We start from the raw sequence: 22604 nt of genomic DNA on the forward strand, positions 1-22604 counted from the left end.
GCCGCATCCTCGTGATGCGGCTTTTTTGTTTGTTAGGGAACCGATCAGCTGAAATCGTATTCCGGCCAGAGCTCGGGGTCGATCCCGTCGAGCATCGGCTTGATATGCTCGGCAACCTCACGCCAGCCTCCGATAGACTTGGTCGAGATCTTTCTGCGCACCTGATCGATGCTGGCCGTGCGCACCTGTTTCGTGTTCTTTTCAGGGTGCATCATCGTTTCGGTCCACTCCAGACCGCAGAACGCGGCGACCTGCTGGCTGTAGGTTTTCGGGTCTGCCACCAGTTCTTCGTAAGGGACCGTCAGAATACGATCGCCGAACACGGCATCCCAATGCGCCATATAGCGACGATACAAATTTGCAGAATGGGCAATGGCTTGCAAATGCGAGGCATAACGCATTCCGCCCGCAGGAAAGCGTCTGATCCATTTGGACAATCCCACATCCCGCGGGTCGCGCAGCATGTTGATGACCTTTGCCTTTGGAAATGCGGACAACAGAAACCCGACGCGCTGATAATTGTGCGGCATCTTGTCTACAAAAGCGACAGAGTCGCCAGGAATGGGCGGCATCAATTCGAGGAATTCCCGCGCGAGTTTGGACGCTTCGGATGGGTCATACTTCTGGCCCTTTTTTTCATACTCACGCGACAAATCGGCACCCAGGGTCAGTTCGCCGCAACCGGCTATTCCGGGTGCAGAACTCAGCATCATTTCCATCAATGTCGTGCCAGAGCGCGGTTGACCCAGTACGAAGATCGGCATCGGCCCCTCGTCAAAGCCGGACTCCGGTGTTCCGGCATCGATTGGGAACAAGCTGTTGATCCGAAACAGTTTTTCCTCTTCAACGGACGGGACATAAGGATTGCCTTGGTGCTGAATATCGTTGGCCCGTGCAAAATGCGGCATGGCGGCATTCAACCCGTCTAACTTCGAAATCAAATGTGCCTTGGCGAACTGAAGCTCCAAAATATTATCTCCCTTGTCGGAGATCGTTTTATTAACGGCATCCAGTAGTTCCGGAGCGTCCTCCGTAGAAACCATTGTCGACATTTGCAGCAACGCTGACACGTGCCCGGGTTCATCTTGAAGAATGCGCTTCAGAATTGCCTTGGACTCATTCTTGTCACCGCTTTGGTGCAGATTGGCGGATTTATGAAAGGCAATCTTTGTGTTCTCGGGGGCCAACTCGTAGGCGCGCGCAATATCGCGAGAGTTTTCATCGTCAAAGCCAACCTTGGCGTAAGCCCTTGCACGTTTTTCAAGAAGCTCCACATTGTTGGGATCAATTTTCAGCTTTTTGCTCGCATGCTCAATTATCATGCGCCAGTTGTTGCCCTTGAGGTGAATCTCATCCAGCACGCGGTTCAATTCCTGGTTGTTGGGGAATTGTTCCAGCTTTTGCTCAGTATATTCTAGGGCCTTGGGAATCTGCCCAGTCTGCATCAAAGCATTTGCCAGGTTTTCGACAAACTGCGAATCGTCAGGTTTCATTCGCGAGGCTTCAACAAAATGCGGAATGGATTTCTTGTATTGCTTCATCTCGGTCAACACAAAGCCGGCAATGGCGTGATAATCCGAGTCTTTTGGAAATTTTTTGACACCCAGTTGCGCCTTCTTCAAGGCCTGCGGAAGCTTGCCCGCGTCTAGAAGGGCCAGTGCTTTGCTCTTGAGGGATTGTGTTGTCTGGTTTTCCATGTGACCCCGTGAGATCCTGTGCCTGTGTCAAGATAGTATCGGTGGTTCATTACCTATGTGCGGACGGTTTGCAATAACTCTTCCCAACGACGCGATGGCTCAGCTGTTTTCGGCGCGCCCGGCAAATGCGCTACCTGTGGTGCCGAATTTCAATGTTTGTCCGACAAATCAGGTACATGTCGTGCGGAGTGGTGAAACAGGCCGTCATCTGAGTGCGCTGCGCTGGGGATTTCTGCCACATTGGTACAAGACCGAAACGGCGGGGCCGTTGCTGATCAACGCCCGGGCCGAGACCCTGGCGGACAAGCCCGCCTTTCGTGAAGCCTGCCGGGCGCGCCGCTGCCTGATCATAGCGACTGGGTTCTATGAATGGACAAAAACGAAACAGGGAACGCGCCTGCCTTGGTATATCCACCGTCGGGACAAAGCTCCGATTGCTTTTGCCGGGGTCTGGCAGGACTGGGGTCCTGAAGGCGAACGGCAGGGCACTTGTGCAATCGTGACGACGGCTGCCAACAAAAGGCTTGAGGTCATTCATCAGCGAATGCCCTTGATAGTAGAACCCAAAGACTGGCCACTGTGGTTGGGTGAAGCTGGAAAAGGGGCCGCACGACTGATGCAGCCAGGGCACGAGGATGTGCTGACCTTCCACCGGGTTAGTCCTTTGGTGAACTCGAACCGGGCCAGCGGGCCTGAGCTGATCGAACCTTATGACGCGTGACCTTTTCATTGGAAACGCGGCAAGCTAGACCTTCGGCATGGCTCTGAAATTTCCTGACCTGACCCAACTTTACGCGCACGGCTATGATACCGTGATTGACGTTCGCAGCCCTGCCGAGTTTGCCGAAGATCATCTGCCGGGTGCAATGAACCTGCCGGTGCTGAATAATGAGGAACGCGCCCGGGTCGGAACCATTTATGTACAGGAAAGCCCCTTTCTGGCGCGCAAGCTGGGCGCTGCTTTGGTATTCCGCAATGCAGCCAATCACATCGAACATCACCTCAGCCATCATGACGGAGCGTGGCGCCCCTTGGTTTATTGCTGGCGCGGTGGACAGCGTTCCGGATCTTTCACATGGATGTTGCAACAAATTGGGTGGCGCGCCGAAGTGGTCGAAGGCGGCTATCGCACCTATCGTCGATTGGTGAACGCTTATTTGTACGATGATCCCTTGCCACATCGGCTGATCGCGCTGGATGGCTACACCGGCACCGCAAAGACCGATCTTTTGGCTGTGTTGCAGGCACGAGGCGTACAGGTTCTGGACCTTGAAGCGCTGGCCAACCATCGCGGGTCCTTGCTGGGCGAAAGGCCGGGGGGGCAGCCCAGTCAGAAGGGGTTTGAATCTGCTCTGTCCGCTGCGCTGTGTGCAATGGATCCGGCGCGTCCGGTCTTGGTCGAAGCGGAATCATCCAAAATTGGCGGCTTGATCCTGCCACCCAGCCTTTGGAACGCGTTGTGTAATGCTCCGCGTGTGAACATCACGGCTTCGATTGAAGCACGTTCGGCCTATCTGGTGCGGGCTTATAACGACATCCTGTCTGACAGTGACCGTTTGCGTGACCGGTTATCGCCGCTGCGGTTCCATCGCGGGCATGAGGTCGTGGACGGGTGGCTGCGCTTGATCGATGCGGGTGAAAAACAGGCGCTGACACGGGCGTTGATGGAACAACATTATGATCCCGCATACACTAAATCCCGGCAATCCCGCCCGGCGCAAGTGTTGGCCAGTCTAGATGTGGAAACTTTGGACAATGCGGGGCTGAGCAACGCGGCCGCGCGAATCGAAAGCCTTCTGGATCAGCTTTGAAGGCGCAGACCCGGTGTGTCGGTCAGCTGGCCAATGATCATTGCCGGATATCCCGCGTCCAGAAGATCTTGCAGAAGGGTTTCGGCATCCTTCGCATTCACGGCGGCCAATAAACCCCCGGCTGTTTGCGGATCAAAAAGCAGTGCCGCCTTGCGCCCGGACGGAAGATTGGGCGCAATCGCGCTGTTGTCGGTGAAAATCGTTGACCGGACCCCCTGATCAGTCAGGGCAAGCGCACCGTCCATCACATTTACCGCGTCCAGATCAAGCGTGGCGCCGCAATGAGATGCGTCGCAGATGCCTTGCAGATGCCCGGCCAAACCAAACCCGGTCACGTCGGTCATCGCATGGGCGTTGGCCAAAATGCGGGCTGCATTGCCTTGGGGCTGTGTCATATGTTTGTAGGCTGCCGCGACCCAGGCCCCCTCGGCAAGACCGGCCATTTCCGCCGCCATCAGAACACCGCTTCCCAAGGGTTTGGTCAGGATCAGACGGTCCCCCGGCTGACCACCCGCCAATGTAATCGGGGTAGCTTCGCACAGGCCGGTCAACGTGAAACCGACCGTCATCTCGTCGCCCATTGAGCTGTGCCCGCCGACGATTTCCGCGCCCGCATCGCGCATGACGTCACTCGCGACGGACATGATTTCGGACATTGTGCGGCTTTGCAGGGCGGCAGACATGCGTGGCAGGATGATCGTTGCCGTGGCCGCCTGAGGTGCGGCCCCCATGGCCCAGATATCCCCCAGGGCGTGAACGGCGGCGATACGCGTCATAAGTGCGGGATCGTTGGTGAAAGCCCTCAGATGGTCGGATGTCATGACTTGCTGCGTCCCGCCCGTTTGCAAAAGCGCGGCATCGTCGCCGGGCAGGGGGGTGACGTCGGTACGAGTAGGGGCGGGGAGGGATTTCAGGGCGATCTGCAATGCGTCGCGCCCGACCTTTGCTCCGCATCCGCCGCACATGGGCTTTTCACCCAAAACCCCATCAAGCCCGGCGGCCCGGTTGCGCGGCAGAGCGGGTGGTGTCATTTGCGGCAGGTCGCGAAACTTGTTCATGAAGGTCTGGTCGATATGGTTCTTCCATGTCCACATCAACGGGCCGCTGAACGATGTTCCCAAACGCTCGGCCAGTGCTGACTTGCCGCCCAGTGAGATCAGTTTGAGATAGTCTTTTTGCGGTGTGTATTTTTGCATCCGCCCCGCGCCGAGCGCTGCGCGCAGATTTTCGAACAATATTGGCGCTTCGCGCACCGCATAAACGCCAGCCTTCGGTCTGGGGTTGTCCGAAAGATGGGCGCAATCCCCGGCGGCAAACACAGCCGGATCACTGGATTGCAGGTAGCTGTTTACGCGGATGTATCCGTCATGAAGGTCAAGCCCTGTGTTTGCAATCCAGTCATGGGCGCGTGCTCCGGCGGCACCGGTTACGAAACCAGCCGGAATTGTGCGCCCGTCCTGTAGTTCCACGTGATCCTGCCCGATCTGGGCGATTACCGCGTTTTCGATCACCTCCACGCCAAGGTCATGCATCGCAATCCGGATTGTTGCCGCCGCCTTGGGTTTGGTTGCAGTCAGGGCCGAGGCACTATCGATCAGGGTAATCTGTGCCGCCCGCCCTCTGGCTTTCAACGCGTGCGCCATCGCCATGACCAGTTCGACGCCCGCGACGCCGCCACCGATCACAGCGACCGAGGCCGGCCCTTGACCCTTTAGATACTCGGCCCATTTTGCGGCAAGGGGTCCCAACGGCTTGGCTGGCACTGCATATTCCGCAAAGCCCGGCAGGGCGGGCATGTCCGACGTGATCCCTACATTGACCGAAGCCACGTCGAAGCCTACCGGAGGATGCCCGGGGACGTGCACTTCATGTGTTTCGGTGTCGATGCCATTGACCGCACCCAAGATCACTCGCGCACCTGCGAAACGGGCCAGTCTGACAAGATCGATATCCAGCTCCCACCGGTCGTAATGTCCGGCGACATATCCGGGCAACATCCCGGAATAGGGGGCAGTGGGGCCGGGGTTGATCACGGTTACCCGCGCGCCGGGCAAAGGGTTCATTCCCCATTTGCGCAGCAGCAGGGCATGGGTGTGGCCGCCGCCAATTAAAACCAGATCTCGGGTCAGGGGCAGCGGAGATGTGTGCATTTGAGTTAATTCGCGCTGTGGTCCGGAACATCCTCGACCTGCTCGACCGCGTGGGTGGCCCAAAGCTCATCCTCGCCAGCATCGGGCAGGTCACTGGGAAGTTCATGACGGTGAATGTGCCATTTTGCAATGAACAGGGCCGTGATCGGAGCCGTCAGGAATAAAAACAGCGTGATCAGAAGCTCGTGCAGCGACAGTTTGCCTTCCAGCAGAACGGAATGGGTGATCGAAGCCAGCAACACCCCGCCCACCCCCAAAGTAGTCGCCTTGGTCGGCGCATGAAGGCGGGACATAGGGTCATTAAGCTTGATCATGCCGAAGGATCCGACAAACCCAAAAATACCCGAGACTATCAGGAAAATGGCGATCAGAAGCTCTGCAATGAATGTCATATCGCCCTCATTCGATGATATTTCCGCGCAGCATGAAACGCGCATATGCGACGGTTGAAACGAAGCCAAGCATCGCGATGATCATGGCCGCTTCAAAGAAAATCTCGGTCCCTTTTGAAAGGCCATAAAGTATCATCAGGGCAATCGTGTTGATGACCATTGTATCCAGGGCCAGAACCCGGGTCCCAACGCCGTCCGCGGTGATGATCCGCCACAGACACATCATGATCGCCGCGCCAAAACAGGCAAATGCAAAGTAGATAGCGTATTCGATCATTCGAAAATCTCCTTCAGGCGACGTTCATAGCGCTGCTTGATTTCGTCGCGCACCTGATCCGGGTTTGGTGCATCCAGGCAATGGACCAGCAGATTGTGCCCCTGTGCCGACAGGTCGCAACTGACGGTGCCGGGTGTCATCGTGATGGTCCCGGCCAGCACGGTTATGGCTTCGGGTGTCCGAAGCTCCAGTGGAATGCACACCCAGTTGGGCCGCCGGTCTTCATTGCGTTTGAACAGGACGATGCGGGCCACGGTCACATTCGCGACGACAATATCCCACAGCACTACGATCATGTACTCGGCGACCATTGGCCAGTTGCGCAGCTTGGGCCTGTCGGGCCAGTAGGGTTGTGTGACAAAGGGAATGATGATCCCAAGGATCAGGCCAAAGACCAGAGAATTCAGCGACGGCTTGTTCGCCAGCAGGATCCAGACGATCGTCAACAAAATGGTCAGGTGAGGGTGCGGAAATATCCGGTGTAGCAGTTTCATCATTCGGCCCCTCCCAATACGGCAGAGATGTAGTTTTCAGGCGCAAACAGCTGCTCTGCGGTTTGGCTTGTATATTCCAGCGCAGGGCCCGCGAACAATGTCAGCAGGATCAGGCCGGCTACTGCGCCGAAAACGGCGGTAAAGGCAAGACCCGGTTGCGGTTCCGGTGCGACCGGTTCAGGGGCAGCCTCGTTTTCCGCAGGCATCTCTATTGGAACAGCCTGAGTGTCGTGGCTTTTCCAGAAGATCAATGTCCCGGCTCTGGCCAGCCCGATAATTGTGACGAAAGAGCTGATCAGAATCACGGCCCAGACCATCGTGGCATCGGAAGCATCGCGCGAGGCGTCCAGCACAAGCAGCTTGCCAATAAATCCGGACAACGGCGGCATTCCCGCCATTGCAATCGCCCCCACGAAGAACAGCGCGGACACCAGCCCGCTTTGCGGCATGGGGGGCGTTGGTGCGATGGCCCCGCCCCGCCGCGCCATCACCAGATCGGCAACCAGGAACAGCAGGGCTGTCGCTAGTGTCGAATGGAACACATAGTACAGCGCTGCGGCTGTAGCGTCAGGCGTGAATTGCGAGATTGCGATCAACAGGGTGCCCATGGATGCAATCGCGCAGAACGCCACCATGCGGGCGATATGTTTTGACCCCAGAATGCCGATAGTCCCGACAGCCAAAGTGACAAGCGCAGCAGGTTGCAACCACTCACCCGCCAGACCCTCTGTCGCTGCGACATCGGGGCCAAAGGCCAGTGTGAACATCCGCAGAATCGAGTAAGCCCCGACCTTTGTCATGATTGCAAACAGGGCCGCGACGGGCATTGGCGCATTGGCATAGCTGGCAGGTAGCCAGAAATGCAGGGGCAGAACGGCGGCCTTGATGCAAAAGACCAAAAGCAAAAGGACTGCGCCAACCCGCAACAATGCCGTATCCTCGGCCGGGATTTCGGCAACCCTTGTGGCGATATCCGCCATGTTCAGTGTCCCGGTCACGCCATAGATCGTGCCCAACGCAAACAGGAACAAAGTCGATCCCAACAGGTTGTAAGCCACATATTGTACACCCGCCTTCAACCGTACCGCACCGCCACCATGGGTCATCAGACCGTAAGAGGCGATCAGCAGAACTTCAAAAAACACGAAAAGGTTAAAGGCATCTCCGGTCAGAAATGCGCCGCAGACACCCATAAGCTGAAAATGGAACAGGGCGTGGAAGTGTTTGCCCCTATCATCCCAGCCCGAAGCTATTGCATAGAGGACAATCGGTAAGGCCAGCAGCGCGGTTAGTAGAACCATCATGGCCGACATTCGATCCAGTACCATGACAATGCCAAACGGGGCAGGCCAGTCACCAAGTTCGTAAACCTGAATATCTCCACCCGAAGCCTGAGCTGTGATTGTCAGGGCGATACCCAACAGGGCTACAACACCGGCAACGGAAAAGATGCGCTGCAGGTCCAAATGGTATCGCAAAACCATGATGCTAAACGGAGCCAGGATCGCGGGCAGGACGATCGGCGCAACGATCCAGTGGTTCATGCGTCTTCTCCCGCGGCATCCACGCTGTCCTGCGCTGTCATGTCGATATGGTCATCCTTGGAGGACAGGTACGCGCTGAGCGAAATCATCACGATCACCGCGGTCATTCCAAAGGAAATTACAATCGCGGTCAGCACCAGCGCCTGTGGCAGAGGATCGGTATAAGCGACGTCCTTGTATTTGTTCAGAACCGGCGGGGCGTTCAGCGCAAGGCGCCCGGTCGCGAACAGGAACACGTTGACCGCGTAAGTAATCAGCGACAAGCCCAGAATGACAGGGAACGTCCGGCGGCGCAGGATCAGGAATATTCCGGCTGCGGTCAAGATACCGACGGCAGAGGCTACGAGCGCTTCCATCAGGCCTGCTCCTTCTCTTGTTCTTGTTCCGGTGGAGAGTCCCGCAGGGGATTGATATCCATCGGAAATTCCTGTGCCATTCCGGGTTGCCATGCAAAGCGGGACAGGCTGTCGAGCGCCAGCATGACCGCGCCCAGAACCGCAAGGAACACGCCCGTGTCAAACAGCATGGCGGTGGCCCATTCGAATTCCTCAAGCGGGGGCCAGTGGAGATAGCCGAAATCACTGGTCAAGAAGGGGCGTTCATTGAACCAGGCGCCCAGACCCGTTGCTGCGGCGATCAGAACGCCCCAGCCAATGGTGCCGTGGTAATAAAACCGCTGCCGTTCAATCGCCCAAGTATAGCCGCTGGCCATGTATTGCATCAGATAGGCGATGGCGACGATCAGCCCGGCGATAAATCCGCCGCCTGGCTGGTTGTGCCCACGGAAGAAAATATAAGCCCCGACCATCAGCGCAATCGGCATCATCACGCGGGTCGCCACAACCATCATCAGCGGGTGTGAATCACCGGACTGTGGCCAGTGCGGTTTGCGATTCAGCAGGTAACTGCGGACATTGGTGCTTAACACGGATTCCGTCAGCGCAAAGATAATCAGCGCGGCAATGCCCAGCACGATGATCTCGCCAAACGTATCAAAACCCCGGAAGTCGACGAGGATCACGTTGACCACATTGGTGCCGCCACCGCCCTTGTAGGAATTGGCCAGATGGAATTCTGAAATCGTTGGGAATGCAAAATCGCGCATCATCATCGCGTAGACCAGCGCGCCAGTACCAAGACCGGCAATGACGGAAATCGCGGCATCCCGCCATCGCCGCGCCGCGCTGCTGTCCCACGGTGTCTCGGTCGGCAGGAAGTTCAGCGACAGCAACAAAAGGATCATTGTCACCACCTCGACCGAGATTTGCGTCAGGGCAAGATCTGGGGCCGAGAGATAGTTGAAGGCAACCGAAACGATCAGGCCGACGACACCGATCAGCACCAGTGACAACAGGCGATTCCGATGGAACCACATGATGCCCAGCGTTGCGCCCACCAGACAGATCCAGCCGATGATCGGAATGATCTGCGCTGGCAGCGGAACGCGGGTTTCCACACCGATGGTTCCCGTCGAATAGGCGTAATAACCAAGGCCCACGGTGAAGGCCACGAAGATGATCGCATAGCGGCTGAGAACACCGTTATGCATCTCATCGGTGATCCAGCGGCTTAGCCTGGTCAGCGCGTCGATGATCGCCTCAAAGATTACCTTGGCCTCGGGCCGGGGCAGGGCATTCCAGACCTGCTCGCCGCGTTTGTGCAGCGCCAGCAGGAACAGGCCACCCAATGTCGCAACAACCGACATGTAAAGTGCGGGCGTGAAGCCATGCCACAGTTTGAGCGAGTAATACGGCAGCTTCTCGCCGCCTATCACCGCGCTGGTAACCACGGCGATCAGCGGGCCAACGAGTGCTGCGGAATTCAGGCCGATCAGGACGACCAGCACCACCAGCAATGCGGGTGCCAGCCACAGCCCAACAGGCGGATCATGCGGATGGGTGGGATAGTCTTCGCGCTGGGCTCCAAGGAAAACATGGCTGACGAAGCGGAAAGAATAAGCGGCCGAAAACAGCGCTGCCAAAAGTGCCAGCCCCGGAACCAGATAATGTGAATGCAACCAGGTGGTATGCACAGTCTCTTCCAGCATCATCTCTTTCGACAAAAAGCCATTCAGCGGCGGCAGACCCGCCATGGAAAGGGCTGCGATGGTGCCGATGGTAAAGGTGATCGGCATCAGGTGGCGCAGGCCACCCAGCCGTTTCAGGTTCCGCGTACCGGTCTCGTGATCCACGATTCCGGCGGTCATGAACAGGGCGGCCTTGAAGGTCGCATGGTTGATGATGTGGAAAATGGCGGCCACGGCGGCAATTTTAGTGCCAAAGCCCAACAGCATGGTGATCAGGCCCAGATGGGATACGGTCGAAAAGGCCAGCAGCGCCTTCAGGTCATCTTTGAACAGCGCGATGACCGCACCCAGCAGCATGGTGATCAGACCAGTTGTGGCCACGATGTAGAACCAGGCATCTGTTCCCGCCAGAACCGGCCACATCCGCGCCATCAGGAACAGACCGGCCTTCACCATGGTGGCCGAATGCAGATAGGCCGATACCGGCGTCGGCGCGGCCATGGCATGGGGCAGCCAGAAGTGAAACGGGAACTGTGCCGACTTGGTGAAAGCGCCCAGCAGGATCAGGATCAACGCCGGCAGGTAGTAGGGGGACGCCTGTATCAGCGCCTTGTTCTGCAAAATGACACTCAGGTCATAAGATCCAACGATATTGCCGAGGATCAGCATCCCGGCGATCATCGCCAACCCGCCCGAGCCGGTGACGGCCAAAGCCATGCGCGCGCCCTGTCGGCCATCGGGCAGATGTTTCCAATAGCCGATCAACAGGAATGAGCTGAGCGATGTAAGTTCCCAGAAAACAATTAAAAGTAGGATGTTGTCGGACAGGACAATACCAACCATCGCCCCCTGAAACAGCAGCAGGTAGGTATAGAACTGTCCCATCGGATCTTCGCGCGACAGGTAGAACCGTGCGTAGAGAATGATGAGCAATCCAATGACAAGGATCAGCAAAGCGAAAAGAAATCCCAGCCCGTCCAGCATGAAATTCGCGTTCAGGCCCAATCTCGGTATCCAATCAAACCGGGCGGTCACGACGTCTCCACGCATGACCGAAGGGATGTGGATCAGCAGCCCCATCAGGGCCAGAAATGTGGTCAACCCGGCTGCGGACGCGGCGGCATTTCGGCCCGCGCGGATCAGCAGTGCGGGAAATACAGCACCAAGGAAGGGAAGGGCCGCAATAAGGAATAGGGACAAGTGCGATACTCCGGTCTGGGCGGTCAGGGTGAGGTCAATTTTGTAAGGATATTTTGCCGACTGTCCAGAGATGGCAACTTTTTTGCCGGGCTCCAATGGATCACCAATGCATTGGTGGCATTGCGCATTAATGACGCGATCTTGATCTGCAAGCTGTGTTTCACCGCGCAACTTGCTGTCTGGTTGTGATAGAACCAGTGTCAGCGAACAGGAGGCTGAGGTGTGGCCGAAAAAATGAAACGATCCCGACGGTGGCTATTGATTGGTGGCGGTGCCGCGATTGCTGCCGGGTTTGCGATCAGGCAATACAGACTGATCCCCGAGGATCACAGCGGCGGCCGGATCAGTGTGGCCGACGCCCATGAGCAGGCTGTGGACGGGCGCGTTCTGCTGGTTGATATCCGCACACCGCGCGAGTGGCGCGCCTCGGGAATTGGCGAGGGCGCGGTACCGCTGGATATGCGGCGCGAGGATTTCGTCGACGTTCTGACACAAATGACCGGTGGTGATCAGGCTGTTCCCGTGGCGCTGATTTGCGCCCGAGGGGTGCGGTCCGCGCGCCTCAGCAATCGTTTGATTGAAGCCGGATTCACAAATATCATCGACGTACCCGAGGGAATGTTGGGCTCGGCGGCCGGGCCAGGATGGGTAAGGGCCGGTTTGCCGGTTCGCAGATTCATTGAGGATGCGGGATGATCAGGGAAATCAGTCTTGCAGCAATCTTTGCCTTTGTCGCGCAGACGGTCCAGGCGGGCTGCGCCGATCAACAGAGCGTTTGCGAGACGCCGATGGGCGCGTATCACATCGAATTGCCCGACACAGAAAACCCGCCATTGGTGGTGTTCCTGCACGGGTATGGCGGCAGTGGTTCAGGCACGATGCGAAATCGCGGGATGGTCGAACCTCTGCTGGCGCGGGGTTATGCTGTCATGGCTCCGGAAGGCTTGGAGAGGCCCGACCGTGGTGGCACAAAAAGCTGGAATTTCTATCCCGGTTTTGGCGAACGGGATGAAACCGCCTTTCTGTCTGAAGTAGTTCAGGACGCGGTAAACCGCTTTGGTATCGACACCGACCGGGTCATGCTGGGTGGGTTTTCGGCTGGTGGTTTTATGGTCAACTATCTGGCCTGCAAGGCACCCGAGACATTTTCGGCATATGTTCCGGTGTCCGGAGGGTTCTGGCGGCCGCACCCAGAAACCTGCAAGGGTCCGATCCGGATGTTGCATACCCACGGCTGGACCGACAACGTGGTTCCGCTTGAGGGGCGCTTGCTGGGCGGTGGCCGGTTTCAGCAGGGGGACATCTATGCCGGGCTCGAAATCTGGCGCGAGGCAAATGGCTGCGTCGATCACAAACCGGCTGGGTTCAGCACAACAGGAAAATTCATGCGCCGCCGCTGGACTGCCTGTGCCAAAGGCAGCGCGCTGGAGTTTGCCTTGTTTCCGGGCGGTCATACAGTTCCAGCTGGCTGGGCCGATATGGTCGTGGATTGGTACGAAGGGCTTCCAGGCAGTTGATCACTCTGCCGGGGTCATCTTGATCTTACCTTCAACCAGTTGTTTCAGCTCGGCCCGGTAACGGCGGGCCGACCGGGTGATGGAAGGTTCGCGGAAATCCTCGCGCATCCCGACCATCCGGCGTGCGGCACCGGCCGAAACACCGCTGAGTGCTGATAGTGGGATGGCCAAAGCAAGACTGACGGCGATCGGAGCCAGCCAGATCGAGACCAGCCCGGACAGGATACCAACACTCAAGGCTATGCCACTGACGGTTTCCAATGCGTGACACAGGATCAGCGTGCGCAATCCGTAACTGCCACCGTCGCGTGCTTGTGGCGACCAGCCCCGCTGAATGCCAAGCGCTGTCCGGAACACGGCGATCATCTGTTGCACCATCAGGATCGGCGCATAAAGGATCGACAGAATGACCTCGGCCAGAAACGAGGTCAGGAACTTGAGGCCGCCTCCGAATTCGGAGTAGCGCACACCGCTTAGCGGCAAAGCCAGAACTCCCAGAACCTTGGGTGCCAGCAGCATTGCATACATCACGAGAATGATCAGAACGTGCCGGGTTTCAGACATTTCCGGCCATTGCGGGAACAGCGGATTATCGGGGCTGAAGTAATGCAGGACAGAAGCGTCTTTGCCCTGACCGATCAGTGCCCACATCAACAGCAGCGCAAACCACAGCGGTGACATCAAGTACCCAACGGCACCGTGGAACATGTGAAAACGCGAGACGGCCCGGAATCCGGTCGAGCCCAGCAGTTTCAGGTGTTGCAGGTTGCCCTGGCACCAACGCCGATCCCGCATCGCATGATCGATCAGTGTGGGGGGTGTTTCCTCGTAAGATCCCCGAATGCGTGGCAGGAACCGCACCGCCCATCCGGCACGGCGCAGCAATCCGGCCTCGACGAAATCATGGCTCATGATCAGCTTGTCCTGACCATTGAGCGCGCGCAGCTTGGGCAGTCCGGCACTGGTGGCGAAAGCCTTGGTGCGGATAATTGCGTTGTGGCCCCAATAATTGCCCTCTTGCCCGCACCAGCGCGCCAATCCTTCGGCAAAGGCGATGCCATAGACTCCATTTGCAAATTGTTGCATCCGGGCAAAAACCGATTGCGCGCCGATCAGTTGCGGATAGCTCTGGATCAGCCCGGCACCGGGATCACGCGCCAGCGCATCGGTCAGCCGAAGTATGGCGCGACCTGTCATCAGGCTGTCCGCATCCAGAACCAGCATCGCGTCCCAATCTGCGCCCCAGCGACTAACCCAGTCGGCGATGTTACCCACCTTGCGGTCGGTGTTTAGCTCGCGACGGCGGTAATACAACTCCAGCCCCGGGGCGAGCGTGGTGCGCAGGGCTTCGACGCTGGCCTGTTCCTGCGCCGCGATTTCAGGATCGCGCGTGTCGGACAGGATGAACATGGCATAGTGATGCTGCCGACCGCGTGCCTGCAAATCCTCAAGCATGGTGCGGGCGTTGCCCAGCACGTTCCATGGCACTTCGTTGTATACCGGTGTCAAAAGGGCCACGCGCAGGGGCTGTGCTGTGCGCTTGCGCTGCGGACGATCCTGTCGCGACAGCGACACCATACCCAGCAGAACGGTGCAGACCGTGAATGAAATCCAAAAGAAGTTGAACGAGATAAGCGCCAACAGGATGCCCTCGATCAGATTGATCCCCTGGGCGCTGAACCAGTCGCTCATGATCCATAGCAGGCCCAATGTCGCCACCATCGCCGGTGAAAACGCAAGCGCGCGCCAAAATCCAGTCGCACCCGTGTCTGTGCCCGACGGGGCATCGGCATCGTGGAACCCTACGCTGAAATTCTGCGCGGGCATCGCCAGAGGTGCTTCAGGCGGCATGATATGCAGATCGCGGTTCATATGGTCCATCGGTAAAGCCACACCTCAGAGGCGGGCTGTTTGTCTTTCAGCAGCTGCGCGCGCAATTCAACATGATCGCGCTCTTCAGGTTGGAACGAAAACGCCAGACGCAACCCACCCGTATCCGGGTTGCGTTGCAGAACACCGTCCGAGGTTTCGGCATGAGGGGAATCCACGAAGACACTGATCGTCTCGATATCATCGAACAAGTCGCTGCCTTCGAAATCGACGACAACCAAACGCCCCTCACCAAAGGTATTTTCGCCCATGGCGGTGTTGGTCACCCGTGGCATCGGAGTGAGCTGAGGCTCCTCACCCCAGATCAGGCGATAGGACAGGTCAACCCTGCTACCTGCCGCGTAGGGTTCAGCCGGACGCCAATAGGCGACGATGTTGTCGTAGATTTCCTGATCTGCCGGTATCTCGACCAGTGTAACGGTGCCCTTGCCCCACTCTTCCTTAGGCTCGACCCACAGGCCCGGGCGTTTGTGATAATTCGCCTCAAGGTCGGCATAGTCCGAGAACTCGCGCTTACGCTGCATCAGCCCGAAGCCGCGCGGGTTAGTATCAACGAAGGAGGAAACCTGTAGGCGGGTTGGATTTGCCAAGGGACGCCAGAGAACCTCGCCCGCGCCATTGCGGATTAGCAACCCGTCACTGTCATGGACGGCCGGACGGAAATCGTCGAACCGGCTGTGGTTGGTCTGGTCGAACAGGAACATCGAGGTGCCCGGCGCTATGCCCACATGGGGCAGGTCATCACGCGGAAACAGCGTGGCCTCGACATCGATAATGCAATCCGCGCCCGCCGTGACATCGAACCGATAAGCACCGGTCACGCTGGGACTGTCCATAAGCGCATGTACAACCATATTCCGTTGGCCGGGCATGGGGCGTTCCAGCCAAAAACGGATAAACTCGGGGAATTCCTCACCATCTGGATCGCCGGTTTTCAGGGCCAGTCCGCGGGCCGACAGGCCATAAACCTCATGCAGGCCAATTGCGCGGAAATAGCTGGCGCCCTGCCAGACGCAGAATTCATCCGTTTTGCCGGGGCGGTGCATCTCGGTCCGCAGTCGCAGGCCTGAAAAACCCAGGGTCTCGTCGATGGGCAATTGCGGCACATCTTCGGATTTGTCGAACATCCCCAGATCGAAATCGACCGGTGTGGTCATGCCGTTTTCGACCGTTTCCACCTTGACGGTTCGGGGGAAATAAAGGCCCGGTGTGAAGAAATCGACGTTAAATGGCGTTTCGGTCTCGTACCACAGCGCCCGGTCCAGTCGAAAACGGATCGAGCGATATTGTTCGTAGGTCAGATCCTGCCATTCCTGGGGGACCATTTCGCGTTCCGCATAGGGACGGCTGGCAAGATCGCGGGCCAGTTCAATCACGTGGTCACGGTCAAATGGAACGGTGCCCCCGGTCGCATAGGCCGATGGGGCAAAGGCCAAAGCTGTCGTCGAAACGAGGAATGCGCGACGGGTGAAATTCATCTCTTCAATTTCCAGGGTTGAGACTTGAACCAAGCTGCCAGATAAGCCACGCCAATGATCATGGCAAAGCCAATTATGTTGGCGACAAAGACGGTGGCAACATCCCGCCCAGCTTGATCGAGGGCAACGCCGATAAGTCGCGCTGCTGCCATGGAAAATACAAAGACTGCAAGGGATTGCTGGCCGACTTTGGTGATGACCGTCAGCAGGAACTGCCAGACACGCGCGCCTAAACCGTGACCCGTCGCTATCAGGCGGTGACCATGTTCGCCTGCCGCAACCCAGCCCAGATAGGCCAGTGACAGGAAATGGACATACCGCAGCAGGCCAAACTCGGTCTTGCCGCGCAACTCTTCGGTCAATGGCCAGCTCTTGCGGATCACAGCGCCCAGCTCAGGTGCAGCAGTGTTAACCCAGATAAAGACTTTCCACGATCCGAATGGTGCTGAAAGGATCAGGAACAAGGCAGCTGCCCAGACCAGGGTTTTCGATACCGGTGGAGCGGGAATCCAGCCGCGCATCAAGGCAAATCCGGTGAAGAACAGCAATTGCCAGCCAAACGGGTTGAAGAACCATTGCCGATCCGACCAAGGCTCGGCTGGAAGGGCCAGCGCGCCGGTCTGGGTGATGCACCAGATGGTCACAGATGCAGCTGCCATCAGCCAGAAACTGATACGGTACAGCGCGATGTAGAGTGGCATCAGCGCCAGTACCACCAGATACATTGGCAGGATGTCAAAGTAGTTCGGTACATAAGTCAGGGTAAAGATTCCCACCATCTGAGGGGCGGGATCGTCGAAGAAATGCTGAAGATTCAGCGACGAGACATAGGTTTTCTCGAACGCACCGGTCAGATCCAGCGCGGCCATTGTCATGGCGACGAAGAAGAACAGGGCAATATGGGCCCAATAAACCTGCCAGATGCGATAGGCCACACGGGCCGTGCCCATCCACCAGCCCTTGTGCAGGAACGCCCCGCCAAAGGCGATGGCCGAGGCCATGCCCGAACAGAACACGAAGATCTCGGTTGCGTCCGAGTACCCAAAGCGCGCCGGGATCCAATTCGCCCAGGGATCATTAGGAATGTGGGCGATCAGGATGATGAACATCGCGATGCCGCGATAGAAATCCAGTCGCGGGTCACGCGTGCGGGCGGGGGCCGCAGCCGGGGCTGCGACGGGTGCAAAATCAGCAGCGGGCGATATGGTCGCCATACGGTCTCTGTCCTTTTTGGTCGTCTTGTTATTCGGCGGGGACGCTTTGCATGTCTCCGCCGTCACGGGCCGCATCAATCAGGGAGCGGCGCGCGATGGCATAATTGTCTTCTCCCCCGGCGCGCTTGGCGCGACGGTCGTCCAGAATGCGTTCAACGGCATCGAGACGACCGGCCCGAAGCCCGGAATCGATGGTAATGCGTTCAAATACATCACGTTGCGCGTGGCTGCCACCAGCCAGTTGCATCGAACCGCGCGCTGCCAACAGGTGATCAAATGCCGTGCCATAATGGCCGTCACCAAAGGCTTCAAGACCCATGGCGGCCGCGACACCGGGATCGGCCATACGGCGGGTGGTGTCGTCATTGGCGCGCGCTGCATCCTTGTTGAGGCGAGTCAGCATCTTGGCGGTGGCATCAGCGCGGTTGTCACCGGTCAGCGCCAGCAGATAATGCAGATCCGCAAAGATCAGGCAGCCGTCTTCGGTGCGTGCAGCACTCAGGTCAGCCAGTTCTTCCCAGCGATTTCCGACATTTACGCCTTCTAGTTCAAGCCGCATCAGCAACGAGGTTCCGTTCGAGATGTCGCGGTAATCGTCGGTTTTGTCCTTGCGAACGTGGTTGTCATACAGATCCATCACCTGATCGACCTGACCAAGATCCAGATGCATCAGGGCCTTGTGCCACCAGACGTGATAGCGGAAGTTGTTGCAATGGGCCCAGGCCGCCTCGCGTCCGGCCAGCCAGTCAAGGCCCAGCTGCGCGTTGCCGGTCATTTCATGGACATGGGCCACCGCGTGCAGACCCCAGGCATCGTCGGACACCATCCAAAGCGCCTGACGTCCCGCGATTTCGGCCTTTTCATAAGCTCCGGTTTCTTCCAGCGCGAAGGAATGGCAGCCCAGCAGATAGCCCCGACCGGGATGATCGGGTTCATATGCAGGCATCACCCGTTCGATCGAACGGCGCATTCCGCCCGGATCGCCCAGAACGAAACGGGTCGCGTGGCTGAGTTTCATCGCCAACGTATCCTGCGGATGATCGCGCAGGACCGCTTCGAACTTTTGCACCGCCTGTGTCAGTTGGCCCGCCAGATACAGCCCCAAAGCATCGACAAACAACCGCTCGCGTGCCGAGACGGGCTGCTGTTTCATCGCAGCATTGGCAGCCGCCAAAGCCTCGACTGCAACCGCCATCATCTCGCGCCGACCGAGAAGGCCCATGAAAAGGCCTTTCACGGCATGACCCAAAGCAAAATCGGGCTCAAGCTCCAGCACTTTGCTCAGATGTTGGGGCGTAACCGCGGCATGTGCCATGAACCCAAGCAGAACACCATTCCAAGCTTCGACAGCTTCAGGCTGCGCCAAGGTGTTCATCTGTCCAAAAACGTCTTGTTTCATACTTGGGTCCAATCTGATTGCGGTATTTGACACTGTTTGATGTAGCAGAGTGTGCGAGAGCGGCGTATCAGTATCGACCCCGCTCTCGAATTGGTGAAATGTCGTGTGTGAAAAAGTCGAAAAAATCCGCCGATTCAAAGGCATGTTTCAGCAACTTGCCGCCTAGTTGTGCAAGTGTTTCAATCGTCGAACGGGTTTTCAGCGTTTAATACCCAGTCAGTGTCCGCCCCGCAGGTGGGTGGCGCGCTGCGATATGTTACAGGCGTACGTGACAGGTTCAGGGGATTCCCGATCAGGTTCACCGCACCGGGCTGGGCCTGCATCGAAATCTGCATTTTTCGTGCTGCTACCTGTTCCGTATCAAAAACCTGATCCAGCGTCTGGACCGGACCTACGGGCACTTTCACGTCTTCAAGACCGGAAATCACGGATCGCGTATCCAGACCTTGAACAGCAGGCCGTAGAATGGCGTTCAGCGCATCACGGTGTTCCAGTCGCGCCGGGTTGGTCGCGAATCTGGGGTCGTCGGCAAGTTCGGGGTGTCCCAGGAAACCGCACAGCTTTCTGAACTGGCCATCATTTCCGACCGCCAGAATGACATGCCCATCGGATGTCTCGTAAACGTCATAAGGCACGATGTTGGGATGCCCGTTTCCACGGCGTTGCGGAACGTCGCCTGAAGTCAGGTAATTGACGCCCTCGTTGATCAGCCATGCGATCTGAGAATCAACAAGTGCCAGATCGACCTGCTGGCCTTCACCGGTCAGGTCGCGGTGGCGCAGCGCGGCCAGAATGCCAACGCTAGCATACATTCCGCACATCACATCAGCGATGCCGACCCCCACTTTCATCGGCGCGCCTTCCGGGTCGCCGGTCAGGGACATGATCCCACCATAACCTTGCGCCATCAGGTCATAGCCGGGTTTGCTGGCGTTCGGCCCGGTTTGGCCGTAACCCGAAATCGAGCAGTAAACGAGGCTGGGGAATTCCTGCGACAGGGTGGCATAGTCCAGCCCGTATTTCGCCAGACCACCGGGTTTGAAATTCTCGATCAGAATATCCGCGTGTGAGGCCAGCCGCCGAATTTCCGCCTGACCTTTCTCAGTCGCGATATCCAGCGCCACGGATTTCTTGTTTCGGTTCGCTGACATGAAATAGGCGCTCAGGTCCGAGCGGTTGCCGTCGGCATCGGTGACATAGGGCGGACCCCATTGCCGTGTGTCGTCGCCGCCGGTGGCAGGGTTTTCGATCTTGATGACGCTTGCGCCCAGATCACCCAGCAACTGCGTGCAGGTCGGCCCGGCCAGAATACGGCTGAGGTCCAGAACCTTGACGCCCTTCAGCGGGCCCTCAGATGCGGCCATCGTATCCTCCACGGTCGATTTCAGCGGCGATGACGGTAAATGTCTCGGCCTTTACAGCAGCTTCAAGTGCTGCACGCAACTCTGCCCGGTTGCGGACAGTGTGGCCGTTCCCACCAAATGCACGGCCCATGGCCGCGAAGTCATGGTGACCGAAATCCACGCCATTCTTTCCCATTTGCCGCTGCCGCTGTTTCAACTCGATAAGGGCAAGGCTGGCATCAACGAAGACAAGAAAGATCGGATTGCCGCCCATTTCAGCCGCCGTCGACAATTCCCCGGCGACCATCAGAAACCCGGCATCACCCGAAAAGCTGATCACCGGGCGGTCAGGCTCGGCCAGTTTCAGACCAATGGCCATTGGGACAGCACAGCCCATGGTGCAGAGCGCCGAGGATTGGATCAGCCCACGTTCTTCGCTGCAGTCCCACATCTGGCTCAGCAGAATGCGATGCGCGCCGCTGTCGGCGGTTGCCAGCGTTTCGGGGGGCAGGGTAGCCCGCGTTTCGGCGATGACCGCTGCGGGTCCCCAGTCCTCATCGGTGGGAAAGGCCTGTGCCAGTGCGGTTTTGACCTGCGCGGGCTCACCACCCGGCCACGTTGCGCGGGCAGGGTTTCCCTTGGCGATGGCCTCCAGCGTCTCGCCCGTGTCGGCCACCAGATTAAGACCCGCCTGATGCATGTAGTGGTCATTGATCACCGCTGATATGTCGATGACGCGCTTTTCTTCGGGGTCCCAGATTTCGCGCCAGCCGGGGCGCATTTCGATCGGGTCATACCCCAGACACAGCACCAGATCGGCGTGTTCGACCAATGGGACAAGGTGCTTGTCTGCCAAAGGCGACAGGCCAGCGCCGCCCAAACACAAAGGGTGATCTTCGGGAACAACACCCTTGGCCTTGTAGGTGGTAACAAATGGAATTCCGAAATGTTCCAAAAACGCCTGCACAACACTGCGCGAGTCGTCATAGAGGACATCGAGACCGATAATGGCGATGGGGCGCTCGGCCTCAGCCACCCAGCGCCGGGCTTTTTCAAGGCATTCACCATTGGGGCTGACAGGCGCGACCTTGGCCAGGCGGCGGCGTTTTTTACCCGTCACCGGCGTGTCGGCGACCGAGATCGGGACATCAATATGAACCGGCCCCGGTCGCGGCTGCGTGGCCAGCGACACCGCCTTGTCTGCGATGATATCCGCACCCTTGGCCGTCAGGGTAAACGTGCCCTTGGTGATGGAACGGTAAACCTGGCTGTGGTCCATAACCTGATGGGTGTAGGTCAGCGCTTCGTCCGCATCGACACAACCGGTCAGAACGATCATCGGAACACGGTCCTGCAACGCATTGGCCACCACGTTGATGCCGTTCATCGCGCCGGGACCCAAAGTGGCGACCAGAATCGCAGGCGCGCCGTCGCGGTGATGCACGGCCTCGGCCATGAATCCGGCCGAGTTTTCATGTTTTGTCAGATGAAAGGTGATGCCCGCTTTCTCAAGCGCATCCACCAGTGTCAGCACCTCACCCCCCGGCATTCCAAACGCGTGGCGGCACCCCTCTTCGTACAGGCGTTGGGCCAGAAGATCGGCGGCGCGCGGCGTGGGGTCCTGCATCAGTCATGCTCCGAGATAACCGTTTCGAAGCAGATTGCGGAGGACGCCACCAGACGCAAGGCGGATCACGTCAGTGTGACTATTTGACTGCCTCTTCGGCGACGGATTGAAAGGCTGTATCCAATTCTGCGGCAATGTCCTGCAAGACTTGCCCGCCTTCCGCCATGTAAGGGGCAAACACGAAGCTGGGGGTCTTGTAAGACAGGGTTGCGGTCCCGTCCTCGTTCTCGGTGACGTAGAAACGGATCGGTGCTTCGATCATCGCATTGGTAGAGGTTTCCAGCACCCGCACCGCGTAATCGTTGTTGAACGCACCAATCACCAGATTGCCTGGAATGGTGATCCCGCGCGCCGCAGCAGCTTTGGTGGGGCCAGCCTGCGTCACCACAATTAGCCCGTTGTCCTTGATTGCAGCCTTGGTTGCATCGACCAGTTCCGAGTAGGTCTTGTCCGCAGGAAGCACGGCCCAACCGGTTGGGGCGTCTTGTGCCCAAACGGGTAAAGCGATCAGGCAGAGCAAGGGAATGAGGGCTTTCATTGTCACG

At 58.1% G+C, this 22604-nt stretch carries 19 protein-coding genes; 4 read left to right on the forward strand and 15 right to left on the reverse strand.

From position 1 onward, the window contains the following. Nucleotides 1-44: 44 nt before the first annotated feature. On the reverse strand, nucleotides 45-1697 hold the full coding sequence (locus I9188_RS00160) for a sulfotransferase (protein ID WP_209599549.1): 1653 nt from the start codon (nucleotides 1695-1697) through the stop codon (nucleotides 45-47). A 55-nt stretch (nucleotides 1698-1752) separates the two neighbouring features. Between I9188_RS00160 and I9188_RS00165 the strand changes: the two genes are divergently transcribed. Then, the gene (locus tag I9188_RS00165; protein WP_209503278.1) at nucleotides 1753-2418 is read left to right on the forward strand and encodes an SOS response-associated peptidase; all 666 of its coding nucleotides are present in this window, start codon (nucleotides 1753-1755) and stop codon (nucleotides 2416-2418) included. 37 nt (nucleotides 2419-2455) lie between these two features. Continuing rightward, the gene (mnmH, locus tag I9188_RS00170) at nucleotides 2456-3508 is read left to right on the forward strand and encodes a tRNA 2-selenouridine(34) synthase MnmH (RefSeq protein ID WP_209503280.1); all 1053 of its coding nucleotides are present in this window, start codon (nucleotides 2456-2458) and stop codon (nucleotides 3506-3508) included. Here the strand turns inward: mnmH and selD are convergent. The 7 genes from selD to I9188_RS00205 are packed head-to-tail and all read right to left on the reverse strand — an operon-like array spanning nucleotide 3499 to nucleotide 11591. After that, a complete protein-coding gene (gene selD, locus I9188_RS00175; protein ID WP_209599550.1) occupies nucleotides 3499-5658 on the reverse strand; it encodes a selenide, water dikinase SelD in 2160 nt (719 codons plus the stop codon). The two genes, mnmH and selD, sit on opposite strands and share 10 nt — an antisense overlap. A gap of 5 nt (nucleotides 5659-5663) precedes the next feature. After that, the gene (locus tag I9188_RS00180) at nucleotides 5664-6050 is read right to left on the reverse strand and encodes a Na+/H+ antiporter subunit G (RefSeq protein WP_209503284.1); all 387 of its coding nucleotides are present in this window, start codon (nucleotides 6048-6050) and stop codon (nucleotides 5664-5666) included. Between the two features lie 7 nt (nucleotides 6051-6057). Further along, nucleotides 6058-6327 (reverse strand): K+/H+ antiporter subunit F, encoded by a 270-nt coding sequence (locus I9188_RS00185; protein WP_209503286.1) that lies wholly within the window; start codon nucleotides 6325-6327, stop codon nucleotides 6058-6060. Then, on the reverse strand, nucleotides 6324-6821 hold the full coding sequence (locus I9188_RS00190; protein WP_209504851.1) for a Na+/H+ antiporter subunit E: 498 nt from the start codon (nucleotides 6819-6821) through the stop codon (nucleotides 6324-6326). The genes I9188_RS00185 and I9188_RS00190 overlap by 4 nt, the downstream gene beginning before the upstream one ends. Then, nucleotides 6821-8365 (reverse strand): monovalent cation/H+ antiporter subunit D, encoded by a 1545-nt coding sequence (locus I9188_RS00195; protein WP_209503288.1) that lies wholly within the window; start codon nucleotides 8363-8365, stop codon nucleotides 6821-6823. The genes I9188_RS00190 and I9188_RS00195 overlap by 1 nt, the downstream gene beginning before the upstream one ends. Next, on the reverse strand, nucleotides 8362-8721 hold the full coding sequence (locus tag I9188_RS00200) for a Na+/H+ antiporter subunit C (RefSeq protein ID WP_209503290.1): 360 nt from the start codon (nucleotides 8719-8721) through the stop codon (nucleotides 8362-8364). Before I9188_RS00200 ends, I9188_RS00195 begins: the two co-directional genes overlap by 4 nt. Then, entirely contained in the window at nucleotides 8721-11591 is a 2871-nt protein-coding gene (locus I9188_RS00205; RefSeq protein WP_209503292.1) for a monovalent cation/H+ antiporter subunit A, read from the reverse strand. The genes I9188_RS00200 and I9188_RS00205 overlap by 1 nt, the downstream gene beginning before the upstream one ends. A gap of 234 nt (nucleotides 11592-11825) precedes the next feature. Here I9188_RS00205 and I9188_RS00210 point away from each other — a divergent pair, with 234 nt between their 5' ends. Further along, a complete protein-coding gene (locus tag I9188_RS00210) occupies nucleotides 11826-12287 on the forward strand; it encodes a rhodanese-like domain-containing protein (protein WP_209504852.1) in 462 nt (153 codons plus the stop codon). Further along, on the forward strand, nucleotides 12284-13108 hold the full coding sequence (locus I9188_RS00215) for an alpha/beta fold hydrolase (RefSeq protein WP_209503293.1): 825 nt from the start codon (nucleotides 12284-12286) through the stop codon (nucleotides 13106-13108). The genes I9188_RS00210 and I9188_RS00215 overlap by 4 nt, the downstream gene beginning before the upstream one ends. Here I9188_RS00215 and mdoH read toward each other — a convergent pair whose 3' ends face one another. From mdoH to I9188_RS00250, 7 genes are all read right to left on the reverse strand, one after another. Then, nucleotides 13109-14980 (reverse strand): glucans biosynthesis glucosyltransferase MdoH, encoded by a 1872-nt coding sequence (mdoH, locus tag I9188_RS00220; protein WP_209504853.1) that lies wholly within the window; start codon nucleotides 14978-14980, stop codon nucleotides 13109-13111. Continuing rightward, on the reverse strand, nucleotides 14977-16476 hold the full coding sequence (locus tag I9188_RS00225; RefSeq protein WP_209503295.1) for a glucan biosynthesis protein G: 1500 nt from the start codon (nucleotides 16474-16476) through the stop codon (nucleotides 14977-14979). The genes mdoH and I9188_RS00225 overlap by 4 nt, the downstream gene beginning before the upstream one ends. Continuing rightward, nucleotides 16473-17690: an OpgC domain-containing protein gene (locus I9188_RS00230; protein WP_209503297.1), complete on the reverse strand. Its 1218-nt coding sequence runs from the start codon at nucleotides 17688-17690 to the stop codon at nucleotides 16473-16475. The genes I9188_RS00225 and I9188_RS00230 overlap by 4 nt, the downstream gene beginning before the upstream one ends. 28 nt (nucleotides 17691-17718) lie before the next feature. After that, nucleotides 17719-19089, reverse strand: coding sequence for a tetratricopeptide repeat protein (locus tag I9188_RS00235; protein WP_209599551.1), 1371 nt, complete (start codon nucleotides 19087-19089; stop codon nucleotides 17719-17721). Between the two features lie 179 nt (nucleotides 19090-19268). Next, nucleotides 19269-20453, reverse strand: coding sequence for a CaiB/BaiF CoA-transferase family protein (locus I9188_RS00240; protein ID WP_209503301.1), 1185 nt, complete (start codon nucleotides 20451-20453; stop codon nucleotides 19269-19271). Next, the gene (locus I9188_RS00245) at nucleotides 20440-22059 is read right to left on the reverse strand and encodes a thiamine pyrophosphate-binding protein (RefSeq protein WP_209503303.1); all 1620 of its coding nucleotides are present in this window, start codon (nucleotides 22057-22059) and stop codon (nucleotides 20440-20442) included. The genes I9188_RS00240 and I9188_RS00245 overlap by 14 nt, the downstream gene beginning before the upstream one ends. 79 nt (nucleotides 22060-22138) lie before the next feature. Beyond that, nucleotides 22139-22597, reverse strand: coding sequence for a DUF302 domain-containing protein (locus I9188_RS00250; RefSeq protein WP_209503305.1), 459 nt, complete (start codon nucleotides 22595-22597; stop codon nucleotides 22139-22141). Nucleotides 22598-22604: the final 7 nt, after the last annotated feature.

This window comes from Ruegeria sp. HKCCSA071 (assembly GCF_017872555.1).
GTDB lineage: Bacteria > Pseudomonadota > Alphaproteobacteria > Rhodobacterales > Rhodobacteraceae > Ruegeria.